General features: G+C 72.6%; 11 protein-coding genes. 6 read left to right on the top strand and 5 right to left on the bottom strand.

Annotated elements, in window-relative coordinates; genetic code table 11:
• The first annotated feature begins 41 nt into the window (after positions 1–41).
• The 3 genes from ACQPZX_RS22935 (at position 42) to ACQPZX_RS22925 (ending at position 7251) form a co-directional block, all read left to right on the top strand.
• Positions 42–1064 carry a 12-oxophytodienoate reductase gene (locus ACQPZX_RS22935; RefSeq protein ID WP_433384011.1) on the top strand — a complete coding sequence of 341 codons (1023 nt, stop codon included), beginning with the start codon at positions 42–44 and terminating at the stop codon, positions 1062–1064.
• A gap of 57 nt (positions 1065–1121) precedes the next feature.
• Entirely contained in the window at positions 1122–5789 is a 4668-nt protein-coding gene (locus ACQPZX_RS22930; RefSeq protein WP_433384009.1) for a DUF4011 domain-containing protein, read from the top strand.
• Positions 5790–5853: 64 nt separating this feature from the next.
• Positions 5854–7251, top strand: a complete 1398-nt coding sequence (locus ACQPZX_RS22925) for a WD40 repeat domain-containing protein (RefSeq protein ID WP_433384007.1) — start codon at positions 5854–5856, stop codon at positions 7249–7251.
• A 163-nt stretch (positions 7252–7414) separates the two neighbouring features.
• Here the strand turns inward: ACQPZX_RS22925 and ACQPZX_RS22920 are convergent, their stop codons facing one another.
• Together ACQPZX_RS22920 and ACQPZX_RS22915 are read right to left on the bottom strand one after the other, a co-directional pair.
• On the bottom strand, positions 7415–8950 hold the full coding sequence (locus ACQPZX_RS22920; RefSeq protein WP_433384005.1) for a serine/threonine-protein kinase: 1536 nt from the start codon (positions 8948–8950) through the stop codon (positions 7415–7417).
• Positions 8951–8980: 30 nt separating this feature from the next.
• The gene (locus ACQPZX_RS22915; protein ID WP_433385391.1) at positions 8981–10165 is read right to left on the bottom strand and encodes an FAD-dependent oxidoreductase; all 1185 of its coding nucleotides are present in this window, start codon (positions 10163–10165) and stop codon (positions 8981–8983) included.
• Positions 10166–10243: 78 nt separating this feature from the next.
• Here ACQPZX_RS22915 and ACQPZX_RS22910 point away from each other — a divergent pair, with 78 nt between their 5' ends.
• Together ACQPZX_RS22910 and ACQPZX_RS22905 are read left to right on the top strand one after the other, a co-directional pair.
• Positions 10244–11014, top strand: a complete 771-nt coding sequence (locus tag ACQPZX_RS22910) for an SAM-dependent methyltransferase (RefSeq protein ID WP_433384003.1) — start codon at positions 10244–10246, stop codon at positions 11012–11014.
• Between the two features lie 48 nt (positions 11015–11062).
• On the top strand, positions 11063–11923 hold the full coding sequence (locus ACQPZX_RS22905) for an SDR family NAD(P)-dependent oxidoreductase (protein ID WP_433384001.1): 861 nt from the start codon (positions 11063–11065) through the stop codon (positions 11921–11923).
• A gap of 340 nt (positions 11924–12263) precedes the next feature.
• Here ACQPZX_RS22905 and ACQPZX_RS22900 read toward each other — a convergent pair whose 3' ends face one another.
• Genes ACQPZX_RS22900 through ACQPZX_RS22890 form a run of 3 tightly spaced genes read right to left on the bottom strand, consistent with a single transcriptional unit; the run spans position 12264 to position 14750 of the window.
• Positions 12264–12443, bottom strand: coding sequence for a hypothetical protein (locus ACQPZX_RS22900; protein WP_433383999.1), 180 nt, complete (start codon positions 12441–12443; stop codon positions 12264–12266).
• 54 nt (positions 12444–12497) lie between these two features.
• Entirely contained in the window at positions 12498–13802 is a 1305-nt protein-coding gene (locus tag ACQPZX_RS22895; RefSeq protein WP_433383997.1) for an MFS transporter, read from the bottom strand.
• Positions 13803–13829: 27 nt separating this feature from the next.
• Positions 13830–14750: an AraC family transcriptional regulator gene (locus tag ACQPZX_RS22890; RefSeq protein WP_433383995.1), complete on the bottom strand. Its 921-nt coding sequence runs from the start codon at positions 14748–14750 to the stop codon at positions 13830–13832.
• 178 nt (positions 14751–14928) lie between these two features.
• Between ACQPZX_RS22890 and ACQPZX_RS22885 the strand changes: the two genes are divergently transcribed.
• The gene (locus ACQPZX_RS22885; protein WP_433383993.1) at positions 14929–17706 is read left to right on the top strand and encodes a family 78 glycoside hydrolase catalytic domain; all 2778 of its coding nucleotides are present in this window, start codon (positions 14929–14931) and stop codon (positions 17704–17706) included.
• Positions 17707–17708 lie beyond the last annotated feature (2 nt).

Genomic DNA, 17708 nt, shown 5'->3' with positions numbered 1-17708 from the left:
TCCTTGAACTTCACATCTATGTGAAGTTCTACCTTAGCCGCATGACCGCCACCCTCGATGCCCTGCCCGCGCCCACCACTGTCGCCGGACTGCCGTTGAGCAGCCGTTTCGTCATGGCGCCGATGACCCGGAAACATTCGCCGGGCGGCGTGCCGACCGCGGAGGTCGCCGCCTACTACCGTCGCCGGGCCGAGGGCGGCGTCGGCCTGATCATCACCGAGGGCGCGCTGGTCGGCCACCACAGCGCCTCGCACGAGACGAATGTGCCGCGGATGACGCCGGGACCGGCCGAGGCCGGCTGGCGTGCGGTCACCGAGGCGGTTCACCAGGCCAACGGCCGGATCGCGGCGCAGCTCTGGCACCTGGGCAGCGAGCGCGGCGCGGGCGCGTGGACCCCATCCACGATGCGGGGCGGCGATTTCCAGGAAATTCTTGACGCGTACGGCGAAAGCGTGCGCACCGCCGTACGCGCGGGCTTCGACGCCGTCGAGATCCACGCGGCGCACGGTTACCTGCTCGACGAGTTTCTCTGGCCGCTCACGAACCGCCGTACCGATCGCTATGGCGGCGACGTCCGCCGGCGCGCAACTTTCCCGGTGGAGGTCATCAAGACGGTGAAGGCGGAGCTGCCGGCCGGCGTGCCGCTGATCGTGCGGTTCTCGCAGTTCAAGGAGCGCGACTACACCGCCCGGATCGCCGAGACGCCGGCCGAGCTGGCAACGATCCTGGAAAGTTTCGCGACGGCCGGCGCCGACGTGCTGCACGCCTCGCAGCGCCGCTTCTGGGAGCCGATCTTCGCGGGCCACCACGAGAACCTCGCCGGCTGGGCCAAGCGGATCACCGGCCTGCCCGCCATCACGGTCGGCTCGGTCGGGCTGACCCGCGCGTTCCTGACCTCACCGCAGCGGGACGATCTGCTCAAGCGGCACGCGAACGACGAGTTCGACCTGGTCGCGCTGGGTCGCATCCTGCTCGCCAACCCCCACTGGGTGCGGCTCGCCGCGGAAGGCCGGACCGAGGAGATCCGCGACTACCGGAAGGCCGACGAGGACATCCTCTACTGACCGAGCCTTTTTCACGAAAGCCCAGCGGATAGGCCCCGTCGTTGATGAAATCGGGCTATGACGCCCGAAATGCCCACCGAGGAAGTGCGGGCCGCCCTCCGCGCCTGGCGGGAAGGTCTGATCAACCTCGACGCCGGCAACCGCCTGATCGGCTTCCGGCGCTTCCAGACGGGCACGGTCGACATCGCGGGACCGCCGCCGCAGGTCATCGTGGGTGCGTTACGGGCGGGCGGCGAGCACGGATTCACCGGTGAGGGCGAGTTCTTCCGTACGAAAATGGCGGCGCAGCCGCTCGGAACCGTGCTGCGCCGACTGATGCGCAAGGCCCGCCAGGACTTTCTCGACCGCGGCGTCGACGCCCTCTACCTGGCGATCGGCATGCTGCAATGGCGCGACGAGGAGGGCGCCGCCTTCGCGAGCCCGCTGCTGCTCGTGCCGGTCGAACTGACCGCCGCCGGCCCGGCCGACCTGCCGAAACTGCGCGGGCGCGACGAGGACCCGGTGGTCAACCCGGCGCTCACGCTGCGACTGCGGCTGCTCGGCGTGGAGCTGCCGGGCGTGGAGTCCCTGGCCGACCTGGACGTCCCGGAGTTCATGACCCGGGTCCGCGCGGCGATCAGCGGCCGGGAGGGCTGGCGCGCCGAGGAGACCGTGCTGCTGTCCACGTTCAGCTTCCACAAGGAGGCGATGTACCGCGACCTGCACGACAACGAGGAACGCATCCTGGCTCACCCGCTGGTCCGGGCGCTGGCCGCGCGCGACGGCGAGCCCGCTTTCGAGCCGATGGCGCCCGCCGACGCCGACACTTTCGCGCCGCCGGAGGAAACTCCGCTGGTCCTGGACGCCGACGCCTCCCAGCGGGCGTGCGTCGCCGCGGCGGCGGCCGGGCATAGTTTCGTGCTCGACGGCCCGCCCGGCACCGGGAAGTCGCAGACGATCGCCAACATGATCGGCTGCCTGCTGCACGCCGGGAAGCGCGTCCTGTTCGTCTCGGAGAAGGCCGCGGCGCTCGAGGTGGTGCGCAACCGGCTCGCTTCGGTCGGCCTCGGCGACCACCTGCTCGAGCTGCACAGCCACAAGGCGACCCGCAAGGAGGTGGCCCGCGGTCTGGCGACGGCTCTCGACGAGCCGCCGGCATCGCCTGCGGCGGGCAACGTCGGTGGAGACGCCCGTGCTTCGCGAGAGCAACTTTCCGCGTACGCCGTGGCGATGAACGAAACTCGTGAGCCGCTCGGTGCGAGCCTGCACGACATCCTCGGCCGCTGTGCCCGGCTCGCCGACGTGCCCGCGGCGCCCGCACCGGAGCCGGTCACGCTCACCCCCGACGCGTTGCGGCAGGTGGCCGACGCGGCCGACCGGCTCGCGCGATCGTGGCGCCCGGCCGCGCTCGGCGACGACTTCGCCTGGCGGGAGGTGACCGAGCACGACCCGCTCGACAACCGCCTCGACCGGGCCGAGCACGCGCTGCGCGAGCTGTCGGTCGCGGCCGGCCGCAACGCCGCGCTGGCCGCCGAGTTCGGCCTGGCCAAGCCCTCGGGCGCGGCGTCGCTGGCCGCCCTGGCCGAGCACGCCGGGCGGCGGCCCGAGGGGGTCGCCGAACAGTGGCTGACCGCCTCCAGCCTGCGGCCGGTGCGGCGCGCGGCGGCCGAGCGGGGACGCCGGCTGGCCGGTGTGCGACAGGCCCGCGACGCGGTACGCGCCGCCGCCGGGGTGGAGTGGGACGACCTCCCCCAGGACCTCCCGGAGGTGGAGGCGCCGAGCCTGCGCCCGGCCGCCGTCGACCCCGGGCCGCTCACCGCCGAGGCCGCCGCCGGGCTGGCCCGCCGTTTCGACGACGACGCGACGCTGCTCGAGGAGCGGATGCGCGACATCGGCCGGGTCACCTCGGCGCTGACCCTGCCCGCGGCCGTCACCTTCGCCGACGTGACCCGGGTGGTGGCGATCGCCGAGCTCGGCGGGCGTGCCAACCGGCCCGAGCCGTTCTGGTTCGGCGCGGGCGCGCTGGCCAAGGCGAACGCGGCGGCGGCCGCGCTGCGCCGGGGCGTCGAGGCGCTGACCGCGGCCGAGGGCCAGGCCCGCCGCTACTTCCACGAGGCGATCCTCGACCAGCCCGTCGAGCAGCTCGCCGACCGGCTCACCCGGGTGCACCGCGGGCTGCGCAAGCTCTTCAGCGCGTACCGCCGCGACTACGAGGCCGTCGCCTCGTTCGCCCTGCCCTCGGTGTCGCCCTCGGAGGCGGTCGCGCACCTCGGCCTGGCCGTCGCGTGGCGGGCCGCCCGCCGCGACCTGGCCGCGCTCGAGCGCGAGCACGGCCCCGCGCTCGGCCGCTACTGGCGGGGCGCGACCAGCGACTTCACCGCGCTCGGCGACGCCATCCAGGCCGCGAGCGACCTGCTGCGCTGGACCCCGCCGCAGGCCGTGCCCGCGGTCATCGACCACGTCTGCGCGCCCTGCCCCGACGACGGGCTGCTGCGCGCGGCCGCCGGCGCGCAGGCGGCGGTGGCCCGGTGGCAGGCGGCGCTGCGGCCCGCGCCCGAGCCGGCCGCGCGGCCCGAGCTCGCCCAGGGCGCGGTGCGCGACGCGATCGGCTGGCTGCGCGCCAACGCCGCGCCGCTGACCGCCGCCGCCCGGTACGTGTCGGCGCACGACGAGGCGACCGGCAGGACCCTCGACCTGGCCGGGGCCCGCCGCCTCGCCGCGCTGCGGAACGCGGTCGCCGAGGCGCTGCGGGAAATGCCCGCGGCGGCCGAGGACGCCGACGAGCGGGCCGAAGCGGTGGCGATCGACTGGGCCGAGCGCGCACGGGAGCTGGCCGGGCGGGCGCTGACCTCCGCGCAGGCCGCGGCGCTGGCGGGATCCCGGCCGGCGCCGGGCCTGGCCGAGAAGGCGGCCGCGTGGACCACCGCCCGGGAGGCCATCGTCACGGCCTTCGGACCGGAGCGGCGCTCCTCCTTGGAGGCCTCGCTCGACGACTACGAGCAGGGGCCGGCGCTGCTGCGGGCGCTGCGTGAGGACTCCAGCGGGCAGGAGGAGTGGTTCAGCCACGTCGCGGCGCGGGAGATCCTGTCCGGGTTCGGCCTCGACCCGGCCGTCGCGTACTGCGCCGACACCCAGGTGTTGCCGTCGCAGCTGCGGCCGGTGCTGGAGCGGGCGTTGCTGCGGGCCTGGGCCGACGACGTCCTGCACAAGGACCGCCGGCTGCATCCGCTGCGGGCCGAGGAGCGCAACCACCTCGTCGACGAGTTCCGCCGGCAGGACGAGGAGCTGATCGCCTCCGCACCGGCGCGCATCGCCACGGCGTTGCACGCGCGGCGCGCCGAAGCCGTGCCGGCCGACGAAGCCGCGCTGCTGCGACGGGAAGGGATGAAGGAGACGCGGCATCTCGCCGTACGCGAATTGATCGGACGCTGTCGCACCGCCGTGCTGGCCATGAAACCCTGCTTTCTGATGTCGCCGCTCGCGGTGAGTCAGTACCTCCCGGCCGACATCGGCTTCGATGTCGTGATCTTCGACGAGGCCTCGCAGGTCACGCCGGCCAACGCGATCAACTGCATCTACCGGGGCGCGACGCTGATCGCGGCCGGTGACGACAAGCAGCTGCCGCCCACGTCGTTCTTCGAGACGGTCGCCGACGGCGGCACCGATGTCAGCGACTTCCAGTCGATCCTGGAGCTCGCCAAGGCCTGCGGCACGTTCCCCAGCCTCGGCCTCGCGTGGCATTACCGCAGCCGGCACGAGTCGCTGATCGCCTTCGCCAACCAGGCCTTCTACCAGGGCCGGCTGATCACCTTCCCGGCCGCCGCGGACCGGCCCGACACCGGGGTGCATCTCATCGAGGCCGGCGGGGTGTACCGGCGCGGCAGCACGCGGGACAACCCGGTCGAGGCCGGGATCGTCGCCGAGCGGGTGATCGCCAGCCTGACCACCCGGCCCGACCTGTCGCTCGGCGTGGTCACCTTCTCGGTCGCGCAGGCCGAAGCGATCGAGTACGCGCTCTCCGAGGCGGTCGCGCACCACCCGGGGCTCGACCGGCTGCTCGACGGCGACCGGCTGCACGGGTTCTTCGTCAAGAGCCTCGAAGCGGTCCAGGGCGACGAGCGCGACATCATGATCTTCTCGATCGGGTACGGGCACGACGAGCACGGGCGGATCAGCGCCAACTTCGGGGCGCTCAGCCGGCCCAACGGGTGGCGGCGGCTCAACGTGGCGATCACCCGGGCCCGGCAGCGGGTGGAGATCGTGTCGTCGATCCGCTCCCACGACATCCCCGAGAGCGGCAACGAGAGCGTCCGGCACCTGGCGGCGTACCTGTCATATTGCGAAAGCGGCGGCACCGCCGGCCTTCCCGCCCGGACCACGCTGGGCCCCCTCGAGGAATCGGTGCGGGCCACCCTGGAGTCGTGGGGTTACGAGGTCCGCACCCGGGTCGGGTCCGGCGGATACCGCATCGACCTCGGCATCTGGCAGGGCGGCGCCTACCTGCTGGGCATCGAGTGCGACGGGGCGATGTACCGCGACTGCCCGGTGGCCCGCGACCGCGACCGGCTGCGCGCCGCCGTGCTGCGTGACCTCGGCTGGAACCTCTACCGCGTGTGGGGCGCCGCCTGGTACCGCGACCGCGCGGAGGAGGAGGCCCGGCTACGCGCCGCGATCGAGCAGGCGGCGCTGCCCGGCCGCGGCCCGGCCCGCCGTCCCGACCTGCTTCAGCTGCTCCCGGTCTCCTGACGGCTATCCGACACCCTTTACACGTTGATCTTCGGTGTCGACCGTATTGACTCACGCTCCGTCGATGTCCAGCATGGTTCGGGTGACGGTCGGGAACGGGCCGGCGCATGCCGCGCCGATCAGCTGTGTCGCCTTCCGTGCCGACGGAGGGCGGCTGGCCAGCGGCTCCCACGACCGCAGCGTGATCGTCTGGGACACCAGCGACCCGTCGCGCCTGGTGATGGTGACCGAGCTCGGTCAGAACGCCGCGGTGCTGTCGGTGGCCTTCAACCCGGCCGCGGCCGACCTGCTCGCCACGGGCTCGGCCGACGGGACGGCCGCCGTGTGGCGGGTGGTCGACGACCGGCCGCCGTCGCTGATGAAGGTCCTCGCCGGCCACCCCGGGCCGGTCACGTCGGTGGCCTGGATGCCCGACGGGCAACATCTGATCTGCCAGATCGCGTCGTCGCGCGCCGCCGTGTGGAACGCCTTCGGCGAGACCTACCTGGGTGAGCTCGAGGATTGCGTACGGCTGACCGTCAGCCCGCACGGGCTGGTGGCGACCGTGGGGGCCGACGGGCTCGTCGCGGTGCGCGACCTGTGGCGCGACCCCGGCCGCATCACGTATCTGCCCGGCGCGGCCGTCGAGGACTGCGCGTGGTCGCCGGACGGGACGACCCTCGCCCTCGCCGGCGACGACGGCGCGCTCGAACTGCTCAACCCCGCGCTGCTGCCGATGCGGTCGGTGCGGCTCGGCGACGCGCCGCTGCGTGGGATCACCTTCTCGGCCGACGGCGGGGCGCTGATCGCCGGGACGTACGACCCGGCGCTGGTCGCGCTGGACATCGCCGGCCGGCCGCAGTGGCGGCGCACCGAGGCGCGGCTCTGGCCCCGGTCGCTGGCGGCGGCCGGATCCATGGTGGCGGCGGCGACCTTCGGCGGGCGGCCCCACCTGGTCGACCTGGCCACCGGCGGCGGCATCGGCGACACGCCGGCGACCGAGCCGTCGGCGCCGTTCCGGGGCGGGGCGCTGGCCGCGACCGGGCGCATCCTGACCATCGGGACGGCCGGCGACCGGCATCCGCTGTGGGAGCACGACACCCGGGTGACGGCGGTCGCCACGCTGGCCGACCGCGTGGTGGTGTCGGCGGCGCACCGCGCGGTCCGGGTGATGCTGGTGGCGGACGGCCCCGACCTGACGATCGAGCGCGGCATCACGCTGCACGCGCCGGAGCCGGTCAAGGCGGTCGCGGTGCTCGGCGCGGCCGACGCTCCGGTGGTGGTGGCGGCGTCGTACGACTTCCGGCTGTTCTCGTGGACGCTCGACTGGGCCGGGATCCCGCCCGGGCCGCGGCTCATCGGGGAGTTCGGCTACGGCATCGCGGCGCTCACCCGCCTCGACGACCACCGCCTGACCGCCACCGATCACCACGGCGAGCTGGTGATCCTGGCGCTTGGGGCGGACGGGGCGCTCTCGGCCTGACCGCTACTTCCTCCGGCTCACCCCTATTCCCGCCGGTTCACCTATTTCCGCCGGCTCATCGAGATGATCGCCGCCGAGATGCCGGCGATCACGAGGACGAGGATCAGGCAGATCAGCAGGTGCCACGGTTTGACTGCGCCCATGGCCGGACAAGGTACACCTTCTATCGGAAAGCGGCTGTCCTGGTCTCGCCGTCCGTGGAGCCGGCCAGGCAGTGCATGAGCGTGACGGTGCCGCCCCTCACCTTGATCGGCCACGCTGCCCGGCGCCAGGCGCCGGTCGACTTCGGGTTCCTGCTGCGGGACGCCATCAGGCCGGCGGTGCAGGCCTTGGCGATGTCGGCGTTCTCGATCAGCTCGTCGGCGCGCACCTCGGCCGCGGACGCCGGATTCGGGATGGCGGCGAAGCTCTCCCAGTAGTGGTCCTCGGTGCACGGGATGCGCTCGGGCGGCTTGGCCCCGCCGCTGATCGAGGTGAGGCCGCCCCAGCACATCGGCTCGGAGGGGCAGAAGCTCTCACCACACGCGGCGAAGCCGGCCGGGATCGCGTCCTTCACCGGGCCGGCCTCTACCTTGGGATCGCTCCGGTAGCCGGTGGCGTCGTCGCCGCGGTGGCTCCGAGTGAGGAACCAGCCGGTGGCGACCGCTATCAGGATGACGGCCAGCGCGGCCGCTGTGATGACCTTGCGTCGGGGGCGCGACGCCCGGCCGGGAGCATTCGGCGGGGGCGCCGCCGGGAGGCCGGAGTCAGCGGGCCACCGAGCCTGGGCGGGTCCGGAGTGGGCCGGGCCAGCGTGGGCCGGGCCCGCGTGGGCCGAGCCACCGTGCGCCGAGCCACGGTGCGCCGAGCCACCGTGGGCGGGACCGCCGGATCGATCGGCGGTGCGTGGGTCTGCCGTGGCGCGGGCGGCCGCCGCCAACTCGGCCGCCGATGGCCAGCGGCCCGCGGGGTCCGTGGCCAGGGCGCGCTCGACCACCATCAGGACCTGCGCGGGCAGCGTGATGCCGATCGTGCGCGGCGCGGACTGCAGGCGCTGCAGCGCCACGGCGTAGGGGTTGTCGCCGACGAACGGGCGCTCCCCCGCCAGGCACTCGTAGGCGGTCAGCCCCAGTGAGTAGATGTCGCTACGCGCCGTGGCCGGATGGCCCATCACCTGCTCGGGAGACAGGTAGCTCGGCGTGCCGAGGATGGCCCCCGACGCGGTCAGGCGGCTGGCGTCCTCGTGCCGGGCGATGCCGAAGTCGGTGATGACCAGCGAGCCGTCCCGGCGGATCAGCAGGTTGGCCGGCTTGATGTCGCGATGCACGATGCCCTGGTCGTGCACGGCCTGCAGCCCGTCGGCGGCCTGCGCGATCAGCCGCATCGTCTCCGGCGCGCCCATCCGGCCCACCCGCGCGAGGCGCTGCGCCAGGGACTCGCCCTCGACCAGCTCCATTACCAGGTAGGCGACGCCCTGAACGTTCCCGAAGTCGTGGATCGAGGCCACCGCCGGGTGGTTGACCCGGGCCATCGACTTGGCCTCGGCCAGGAAGCGACGCGCGAAGTCGGGATCGTCCGCCACCGACGGCAGCATCGCCTTGACGGCCACCTGCCGCCCGAGCAGCTCGTCGACCGCCCGCCACACCTCGCCCATGCCGCCGGCGCCGAGCCGGTCCTCCAGGCGATACCGGTCGCCCAGCCTCACCCCGGCGTGCAGCATGCCCCAGCTCCCGCTCTCACGCGCGACAGCTTAGGCCCACCGACCCGCGCGGTCCCGGAGCCACTGCCGGAACGGGTGTGCGGTTGCCGCCTCCGCCTGCGTTGAGGCCTCGACCGCGGCGAAGCCATAGCCGCGCATCGATTCCTCGTACGCTCCGATCTGGGCTATGGGGTTGCCGCCGCCGGTCATGGCCTCGCACAGGTTGGCCGCGTCCATGAGGGCGGTGTTCGCGCCGGATCCCCGGGCCGGACTCATCGCGTGGATGGCGTCGCCGAGCAGCGTGACCCGGCTCGGTTTCCACGCCGGGACGCGCCGGGCGATACGAACCCGGACCAGGAACGTCTCCTCCACCGATGCCGCCGCGAGCAATGCCCGCAGGGCGGGGTGCCAGGAGCGGATCGCCCGGCAGGCGACCGCGTACAGGGCCGTGGCGTCCGCCGGAGCGGGGAGCGGCAGCCGGTCTTGCCGGGCGGAAACCGCCCACATGAGATAGTCGCCGACCGGGCTCAGCCGTACCTCCGGGGCGAAGCCGGCGGGCGGGTGCCGGAACTCGACCAGCCCGGTGGCCAGGCCGACGCGGCCGCCCACGATCGCGGTGAATCCGCTGTGCAGGGCCGGTGGGATCAGCCGCCGGGTCGCGTCGTCGAGCGGCGTCTTGCCGTAGATGATCCGTACGCCCGTATCCACCTGCCGCGCCTCCGGCAGCAGGCCGCGGCGGACTGCCGAGCCGACACCGTCCGCGCCGACCAGCAAGTCGGCGCGCCCGGTCGAGCCGTCCGCGAAGCCAAGCGTCACCCCCTCCGGGTCCTGCTCGAATCCGGCGAGCTCGTGACCGTAGTGCGTCCGCTCCTCGAGCCCGGCGGCGAGGATCTCCCGCAGGATGCCCCGGTCGGCCGAGGCCGACAGCGTCGCCGGGTCGTCCGGGTCCCGCGCGGGACCGGTCGGCGTCTCGTGCAGGACGGCCAGCCGCTTGTTCAGCACGGTCACCTTCGTGCCCGGCCGGCCCGTCGTCGCGAGGAACAGGCCGAACAGCCGGGGCGGCAAGCATTTCTCCAGCGCGAGCCCCGCCCGGGCGTCGACGTGTAGCCGGTAGCCCTGCCTGCGGCCGTGCAGCGCGTCGTCCCGCTCGAAGACCTGGACGTCGACGCCGGCTCGGGTGAGGCCCTGAGCGAGGCACAAGCCGCCCAGACCGGCGCCGGCCACCGCCACCCGCATACGTTCCACGGCACGAGCGTGACAGGTGCCCGCAGCCCGTCCTTGCGCCGGGCACCCGGCCCCGACAGACTGATCACCGTGGATACATCGGTGCCACACTCCGCCCGCATCTGGAACTACTGGCTGGGCGGCACGGACAACTTCCCGGTCGACCGGGCGGCCGGCGACCAGTACCGCCAGGTCTTCCCCGGGGTCGTCGACGTGGCGCGGGCGTCGCGGCAGTTCCTCACCCGCAGCATCGAGTACCTGGCCGGCGAGGCGGGCATCCGCCAGTTCCTCGACGTCGGCACCGGGCTGCCGACCGCCGACAACACGCACCAGGTCGCGCAGCGCGTCGCTCCGGAGGCCCGGGTCGTGTACGTCGACAACGATCCGATGGTGCTGGCGCACGCCCGCGCGCTGCTGGCCGGCACGCCGGAGGGCGTCACCCGGTACGTCGACGCCGACCTGCGCGAACCGGCGGCCGTCCTGGCGGCCGCCCGCACGATCCTCGACTTCGAGCGACCGGTCGCGCTGATCCTCAGCGGCGTGCTCGGGCACGTCGACGACACCGGCCGCGCCCGTACGATCCTGCGCGAGCTGCTCGAACCGCTGCCGCCCGGCAGCTTCCTGTCGCTGAACGACGGCACGAGCGTGGTCAGCGCCGAGATCCAGGAAGCCCAGGACGACTACAACGAGTCCGGCGCGATGCCGTACAAGCTGCGCAGCCCGGAGGAGATCGCGTCCTTCTTCGACGGCCTCGAGCTGGTCGAGCCGGGCGTGGTGCCGTGCCCGCGGTGGCACCCGGACGACCGGGTCGACACGCCGCTGGACATCGACGCCTTCGGGGGCGTGGGCCGCAAGCCCTGACCGGCGGGCCGGCCGTTCTTGTCGTACCCCTCTGCCATCCTCTCTCCCATGACCGAGCAGCAGGTAGCCGTGGTGACCGGTGCGAGCCGGGGAGTGGGCAAGGGGATCGCGCTGGCGCTCGGCGCGGCCGGTTACGCGGTGTATGTGACCGGCCGTTCCACCGGCGATCGGGTGACCTTTCCGTCGGTGGGCGGCACGGTTGACGAGACCGCCCGGGCGGTGACCGCGGCCGGTGGCGCCGGCGTGGCGGTGGTCTGCGACCACACCGACGACGAGCAGACGGCCGCGCTGTTCGATCGCGTACGGGCCGAGCGGGGCGGATTGGATCTGCTGGTCAACAACGTGTGGGGCGGCTACGCGGCGTACCACGAGGATCGCCACACCGACATGCAAGGCCCGTTCTGGGAGCAGCCGTTACGGGTGTGGGACGACATGTTCACCTCGGGAGTGCGCGCACACTATGCGGCCACCGTGCTCGCCGTGCCGGTGCTCCGGCCCGGGGCGCTTGTCGTGACGGTGTCGTTCTTCCCCGGCAGCTACGTCAACGGGCGCGACCAGGTGGCGTACAGCGTGGCCAAGGCGGCCGACGACCGGATGGTCGCGGTGACCGCCGCTCAGCTGGCCGCCCGCGACGTCACCGCGGTCGCGTTGTACCCGGGACTGGTCCGCACCGAGAGCGTGATGCGGGCGGCGGCCTTCTTCGATTTGTCCAACTCGGAATCCCCCGAGTTCGTCGGCCGGGCGGTCGCGGCCCTCGCTGCCGATCCCGAGGTGCGGCGCCATACCGGCCGCTGCGTGGTCGCGGCCGAGCTGGCCGAGGAGTACGGCTTCACCGATGTGGACGGCGCCCGCCCGTCGTCGATCCGGCCGGAGTTCGCCGAGCGCGGCCAGGCCGATCCCGTTTCGTGACGGGCACACCGCGGGCGGCGGCGAACAATGTCCCCATGACCCCTCGACGAGTCGTCATGTGGATCGTCATCGCCGCGGCCCTGATCGCGGCCATAGTCGGGGCGATCCTGCTGTCCGGCAGCGGCACCGGCGACGCCGGCACCGGCTACTGACGGCGACGGGCATACCCCCCGGCGCTCGACCGGCCGAAGGCCCGGCGGCAGGCCGAACGAGTGCGCGGCGGCGGCCCAGCCGCGAGCGCGGTGGCAGACCGGCCGAAGGCCTAGCGGCAGACCGGCCGGAGGCCCCCGGCGGCGGACCGGCCGAAGGCCCCGGCGGCGGCACGGCGCGGGCACCCGCGTCAGGCGGCTTCGTGTTCCAGGGCGCGTTGCATGCGGTTGATCGCGTCGCGCACGATCTGCTGCTCTTCGTCGGTCAGCTCGGCGAGGCGGTACTCCACGATCCAGGCGATCCTCGGTAGATCGTGGATCAGCCACGGCGTGAGCCGCTCCGGTGACGAGCGCGTTTGCTGGATCGTCATACATCTGAGTGTGGTCCGCGTCGTGACGCCGGTCCAGCCGGGACCGCGAGGAGGTCAGCGCCGCAACGACGGCTCGATCGACTCGGATTCGACGCGCCGGGGCATCAGCAGCAGGGCCGCCATGGCGAGCACGCAGCACCCGACGATGTACCAGCTGATCCCGGTGCTGGAGTCGGTCTCCTGCAGGATCTTGGTGGCGATCAGCGGCGCCGGACCGCCGGCGATCACGGAGGCGAGCTGGTAACCCAGGCCCGCGCCGGAGTAGCGCAGGTTGGTGCCGAAGCCCTCCGCGATAAGAGCCGCCTGTGGACCGTATTGCATGTCGTGGAAGATCAGCGAGACGACGATGGCCAGAAGGACCAGCACCGACTCCTTGGTGTTGAGCAGGCCGAAGTACGGGAAGGCGAACAGGCCGGTCAGCACGATGCCGGTGCCATACACACGTCTACGCCCGAAGATGTCGGACAGGTGGCCGAACAACGGCACGCTGATCAGCCCGATGGTGGCGGCGATCAGGATGTAGTCGAGCAGGTTGTCGCGTTCCAGGCCCAGCTTCTTGGTGCCGTACGTCAGCACGAAGCTGGTGAACAGGTAGAACGGCGCCTGCTCGCCGAGCCGCACGAAGGCCGAGCTGAGGATCGTCCGCCACTCGGTCCGGATCACGTCGACCAGAGGCCGCTTCGCAATCCCGTCCGTCTTGCGGACGGCGACGAACTCGGGGCTTTCGAGGACCCGCAGCCGGACATACAGGCCGACCCCGATGAGCACGATGCTGAGCAGGAACGGGATCCGCCAGCCCCACGAGTCGAAGGACGGGCCGGTCCAGTCGGTCATCAACCGCACCACGCCGGTCGAGGCGACCAGGCCCAGCGGCACCCCGAGCTGCGGCCAGGAGGCCATCAGCCCGCGCCGCGACCGGTCACCCCACTCCATCGAGAGCAGGACCGAGCCGCCCCATTCGCCGCCGACGCCGATGCCCTGGCAGACCCGCAGCAGGGTGAGCAGGACCGGCGCCGCGTACCCGATCGAGGCGTAGGTGGGCAGCACCCCGATCAGCGCGGTGGCGATGCCCATCAGCAGCAGCGTGGCGATCAGCGTGGCCTTGCGGCCGATGCGGTCGCCGTAGTGGCCGAAGATCGCGGCGCCGACCGGCCGGGCGGCGAAGCCGACGAACTGGGTGCCGAAGGACAGCAGGATGCCGGTGAAGGCCGCCTGTTTGGGGAAGAACAGGGCCGGAAAGATCAGTGAGGCGGCCGTGTTGTACAGGAAGAAGTCGTACCACTCGATGGTGGTTCCGACGGTGCTCGCGATGACGGCACGGCGGCGCTGAGTTCCGCCGGGCGCGAGGTCAGTGCCCATGGTGGCCTCCAACGGATCGAAGGCGGTCTACCCATGTGCGAGGTGCGACAAACCTGAGCCCTGCAGACCGAGCTTGCGGGTGAAGCGGGCACGGTACGTCGAGGCGCTCAGCCCGTAGTGGGACTTGAAGCGCCGCGCGAAGTAGTTCTGGTCGGGCCACCCGACCGATTCCCCGATCCGGTTGATCGGCTGGTCGGTGTGCAGCAGCCGGGTGGCGGCCAGCTCGACGCGGTGCCGCGACAGGTACGCCATCGGCGGTAAGCCGGTCGCCGATTTGAACAGCCGCACCAGGTAACCGGGCGCCAGGTGCAGCTCGGCCGCGAGCGAGCTCAAAGTCCAGTGGTACGCGGGCCGCTCCTCCATCATCCGCATGGCCTCGAGCACCGCCGGATGGGTGGCGCTGGACGTGGAGCCGGCCGGGAACACCGACCGGGCCAGGCAGCTGAGGAACAGCGTCAGCCGCCCGATCACGTCGCCGCGATGCGTGGAGAGCGACACCCCGCGCAGGTCGTGCAGCCGCTCGAGGTGCTCGACGCACTCGCCGAACGCGTCCCCGGGGATCCGCGACGACAGGATCCCGCGACGCTGCTCCGCGTACGGCCCGGTCCACAGCAGATGGCCGAGCTGCGGGTCCTCCCGGGTCCACGCCAGCTCGCGGCGCAGCAGGTCGGTGGAGAAGCAGCAGTTGAACAGGTCGAGGCCGCGGCAGTCCTCGTACCCGTGCCAGACCCCGGGCCGCAGCACCAGGACGTCGCCGACCTCCAGCTCCTTGCGGCCGGCCAGGCTGCGCTGCGCGCCCACGCCGCCCATCACCACCGCGATCTCCATGAAGCTGTGCGTGTGGATGGGGTGCACGTCCTCGTGAATGTACTGCCCGGCGAACGCCAGCGTCCCGTCGATGATGTGGATCAGCGTGCGGGTCTGCTCGACCGGGAAGTCGTCAACCATGCCTGACCCTAAGCCCCGAGGTGAATTCTGTGCTACCTCCGGTTCACTTCGGGCTATGCCGGGGACGGCGGCCACCAGCAGGATCGGGTGCAGGCGAAACCTTCCCGCCATAAAGCCGAAACAATATGATCTGCTCCCTCGGTTCGGTTCTTGAATCGTTTCACCACCCTGGAGTGCCATGCCCGAGCTAGCCGCACCGACCGACCTCCGCTTCGAGCACCACCCCGCCGACCGTCCGGTGCTGGGCATCGGCACCGCGACGCCGCGCGTGTCGTGGCGGGTGCCGGCGGCGCCGGACGACTATGCGCAGACCCGATACGAGATCGAGATTTCCCGCGACGGCGTTGGCGAGGTGCATGCTGCCGCCTCCGGCGAGCAGATCCTGGTGGCCTGGCCGGGCGAGCCGCTTGCGCCCAGAGAGCAAGCTTCCGTACGGGTACGCGTCGGCGACACCGCCTCCTGGAGCGACTGGTCCGCCCCCGCCGTGGTCGAGGCCGGCCTGCTGACCGCGGACGACTGGACCGCCCGCTTCGTCAGCCCCCGCGAGATCGCCGCCATCGGCGACGCCGCCCCGATCGTCACCGGCCGGATCGACCTGCCCGGCGACGTCGTCAAGGCCCGCCTGTACGCGACCGCCCACGGCCTCTACGTCGCGAGGATCAACGGCGTGCGGGTCGGCGACGAGCAGCTCGCCCCCGGCTGGACCGCCTACCAGTTCCGGCTGCGCTACCAGACCCACGACGTCACCGACCTGGTCAAGGCGGGCGGCAACAGCCTGGAGATCCTGCTCGGCAACGGCTGGTTCCGCGGCCGGCTAGGCTTCCAGGGCCGCCGCGCGGTCTACGGCGACCGGCTCGCCGCGCTGGCCCAGCTCGAGGTCACCACCGCCGACGGCACGGTGCACGTCCTGAACACCGACGGCGCCTGGACCGCCCGCGAGAGCCAGATCGTCGACGACGACATCTACGACGGCCAGAGCACCGACCTGCGCCGCCACGAGACCGCCGAGACGCCGGTCGACGTGCTCGACGCCGACCTGTCGCTGCTGGTCGCGCCGGACGGCCCGCCCGTGCGGATCACCGAGATCCTGCCGGCCGTCGAGGTCACCACCAGCCCGAGCGGCAAGACCCTGATCGACTTCGGCCAGAACCTGGTCGGCTGGGTGCGCCTCAAGGTCCGCGGCACCACCGAGGTCACCGTGCGCCACGCCGAAGTTCTGGAGAACGGCGAGCTGGGCGTCCGGCCCTTGCGCACCGCGAAGGCGACCGACAGCTGGGTGCTGGCCGGCCCGGAAGAGACCGTCCTCGAACCGGAGCTGACCTTCCATGGCTTCCGATACGCGGAAGTCACCGGCGCCGACGTCCGGCCAGAGGACATCGAGGCCGTCGTGATCCACTCGGACCTGCGCCGGACCGGCTGGTTCGAGTCCTCGCACGACCTGCTGAACCGATTCCACGACAACGTCGTCTGGGGCATGCGCGGGAACTTCGTCGACGTGCCCACCGACTGCCCGCAGCGCGACGAGCGGCTGGGCTGGACCGGCGACATCCAGGTCTTCTCCCCCACCGCGAGCTTCCTGTTCGACACCGCGGGCTTCCTCGGCAACTGGCTCGCCGACCTCGCCGCCGAGCAGCAGAAGGACGGCTCGGTCCCGTACGTGATCCCGGACGTCATCCGCCGCCCGGGCCAGGCCACCGCGGCCTGGGGCGACGCGGCCACCATCGTGCCCTGGGTGCTCTACCAGCGCACCGGCGACCGCGACCTGCTCGAGCGGCAGCTGCCCAGCATGCGCGGCTGGGTCGACAAGATGGCTGCCCTGGCCGGTCCGAGCCTGCTCTGGGCGGGCGGCTTCCAGTTCGGCGACTGGCTCGACCCGACCGCGCCGCCCGAGGACCCGTTCCGCGCCAAGGCCGACCCGGACGTCATCGCCACCGCGCACCTCGCGCGAAGCGCCGAGATCGTCTCGCTCGCGGCCGAGATCGTCGGGGACGCCGACACCGCCGGCGAGTACGGCGAGCTGGCCGCGCGGGTCCGGGCGGCCTTCGCCCGGGAGTACGTCACGCCCGGCGGCCGGGTGCTCAGCGACGCCGCGACCACGTACGCGCTGGCGTTGCAGTGGGCGCTGTTGCCCGACGCCGAGCAGCGCCGAAACGCCGGGGAGCGGCTCGCCGACCTGGTGCGCGCGGCCGGCTTCCGGATCAGCACCGGCTTCGTCGGCACGCCGCTGATGACCGACGTGCTCGCCGACTCCGGGCACGAGGACCTCGCCTACCGGCTGCTGCTGCAGACCGGCTGCCCGTCCTGGCTCTACCCGGTGACCATGGGCGCGACCACGGTCTGGGAGCGGTGGGACAGCATGCTGCCGGACGGGAGCATCAACCCGGGCGAGATGACCTCGTTCAACCACTATGCGCTCGGGGCGGTCGCCGACTGGCTGCACCGCAAGGTCGCCGGCCTGGCGCCGGGCGCGCCCGGCTACCAGCTGATCGAGGTCCGCCCGCTGCCGAACCCGCGCCTGACCAGCGCGTCGGCCAAGCACCTGACGCCCTACGGCGAGGCGTCGGTGGCCTGGGAACGGTCCGGCGGCGAGCTTCGCCTGACCGTCGTGGTTCCGGTGGGCGCCACCGCCGCCGTCCGGGTGCCGGGTCAAGATCAGGATCAGCACGTACGGCACGGGCAGCACTCGTGGACCGCTCCCGACCCGTACGCGTCAATCGAAAGCGCAAGCACCACGGAGCGCACGATCCGGCAGCTCATGGACCACGAGCCCAGCTGGGACCGCCTTGTCTCCGCCGCCCGGGAGGCGGGAGTCGCAGCCGACGAGGCCGCGCTCGCCGACCGGCTGATGCGTTTCTTCGACGCGCCGGCGACAACGGTCGTCGACGCCGCCACCGCGGACGGCTTCATCCCGGGCGCCGACCGCTTCCGCGCCCTCTACGAAACCCCGGAGGAGTAAGA

The organism is Actinoplanes sp. CA-142083, from assembly GCF_050942195.1.
In the GTDB taxonomy this organism is placed as follows: domain Bacteria; phylum Actinomycetota; class Actinomycetes; order Mycobacteriales; family Micromonosporaceae; genus Actinoplanes.
This window is presented reverse-complemented; position numbering and strand designations above follow the sequence as displayed.

Excerpts from the sequence above, each read along its gene's own strand:
- ACQPZX_RS22935 (WP_433384011.1), top strand. The coding sequence starts at position 42 with ATGACCGCCACCCTCGATGCCCTGCCCGCGCCCACCACTGTCGCCGGA.
- ACQPZX_RS22930 (WP_433384009.1), top strand. The coding sequence starts at position 1,122 with ATGACGCCCGAAATGCCCACCGAGGAAGTGCGGGCCGCCCTCCGCGCC.
- ACQPZX_RS22925 (WP_433384007.1), top strand. The coding sequence starts at position 5,854 with ATGTCCAGCATGGTTCGGGTGACGGTCGGGAACGGGCCGGCGCATGCC.
- ACQPZX_RS22920 (WP_433384005.1), bottom strand. The coding sequence starts at position 8,950 with ATGCTGCACGCCGGGGTGAGGCTGGGCGACCGGTATCGCCTGGAGGAC.
- ACQPZX_RS22915 (WP_433385391.1), bottom strand. The coding sequence starts at position 10,165 with ATGCGGGTGGCGGTGGCCGGCGCCGGTCTGGGCGGCTTGTGCCTCGCT.
- ACQPZX_RS22905 (WP_433384001.1), top strand. The coding sequence starts at position 11,063 with ATGACCGAGCAGCAGGTAGCCGTGGTGACCGGTGCGAGCCGGGGAGTG.
- ACQPZX_RS22900 (WP_433383999.1), bottom strand. The coding sequence starts at position 12,443 with ATGACGATCCAGCAAACGCGCTCGTCACCGGAGCGGCTCACGCCGTGG.
- ACQPZX_RS22895 (WP_433383997.1), bottom strand. The coding sequence starts at position 13,802 with ATGGGCACTGACCTCGCGCCCGGCGGAACTCAGCGCCGCCGTGCCGTC.
- ACQPZX_RS22890 (WP_433383995.1), bottom strand. The coding sequence starts at position 14,750 with ATGGTTGACGACTTCCCGGTCGAGCAGACCCGCACGCTGATCCACATC.
- ACQPZX_RS22885 (WP_433383993.1), top strand. The coding sequence starts at position 14,929 with ATGCCCGAGCTAGCCGCACCGACCGACCTCCGCTTCGAGCACCACCCC.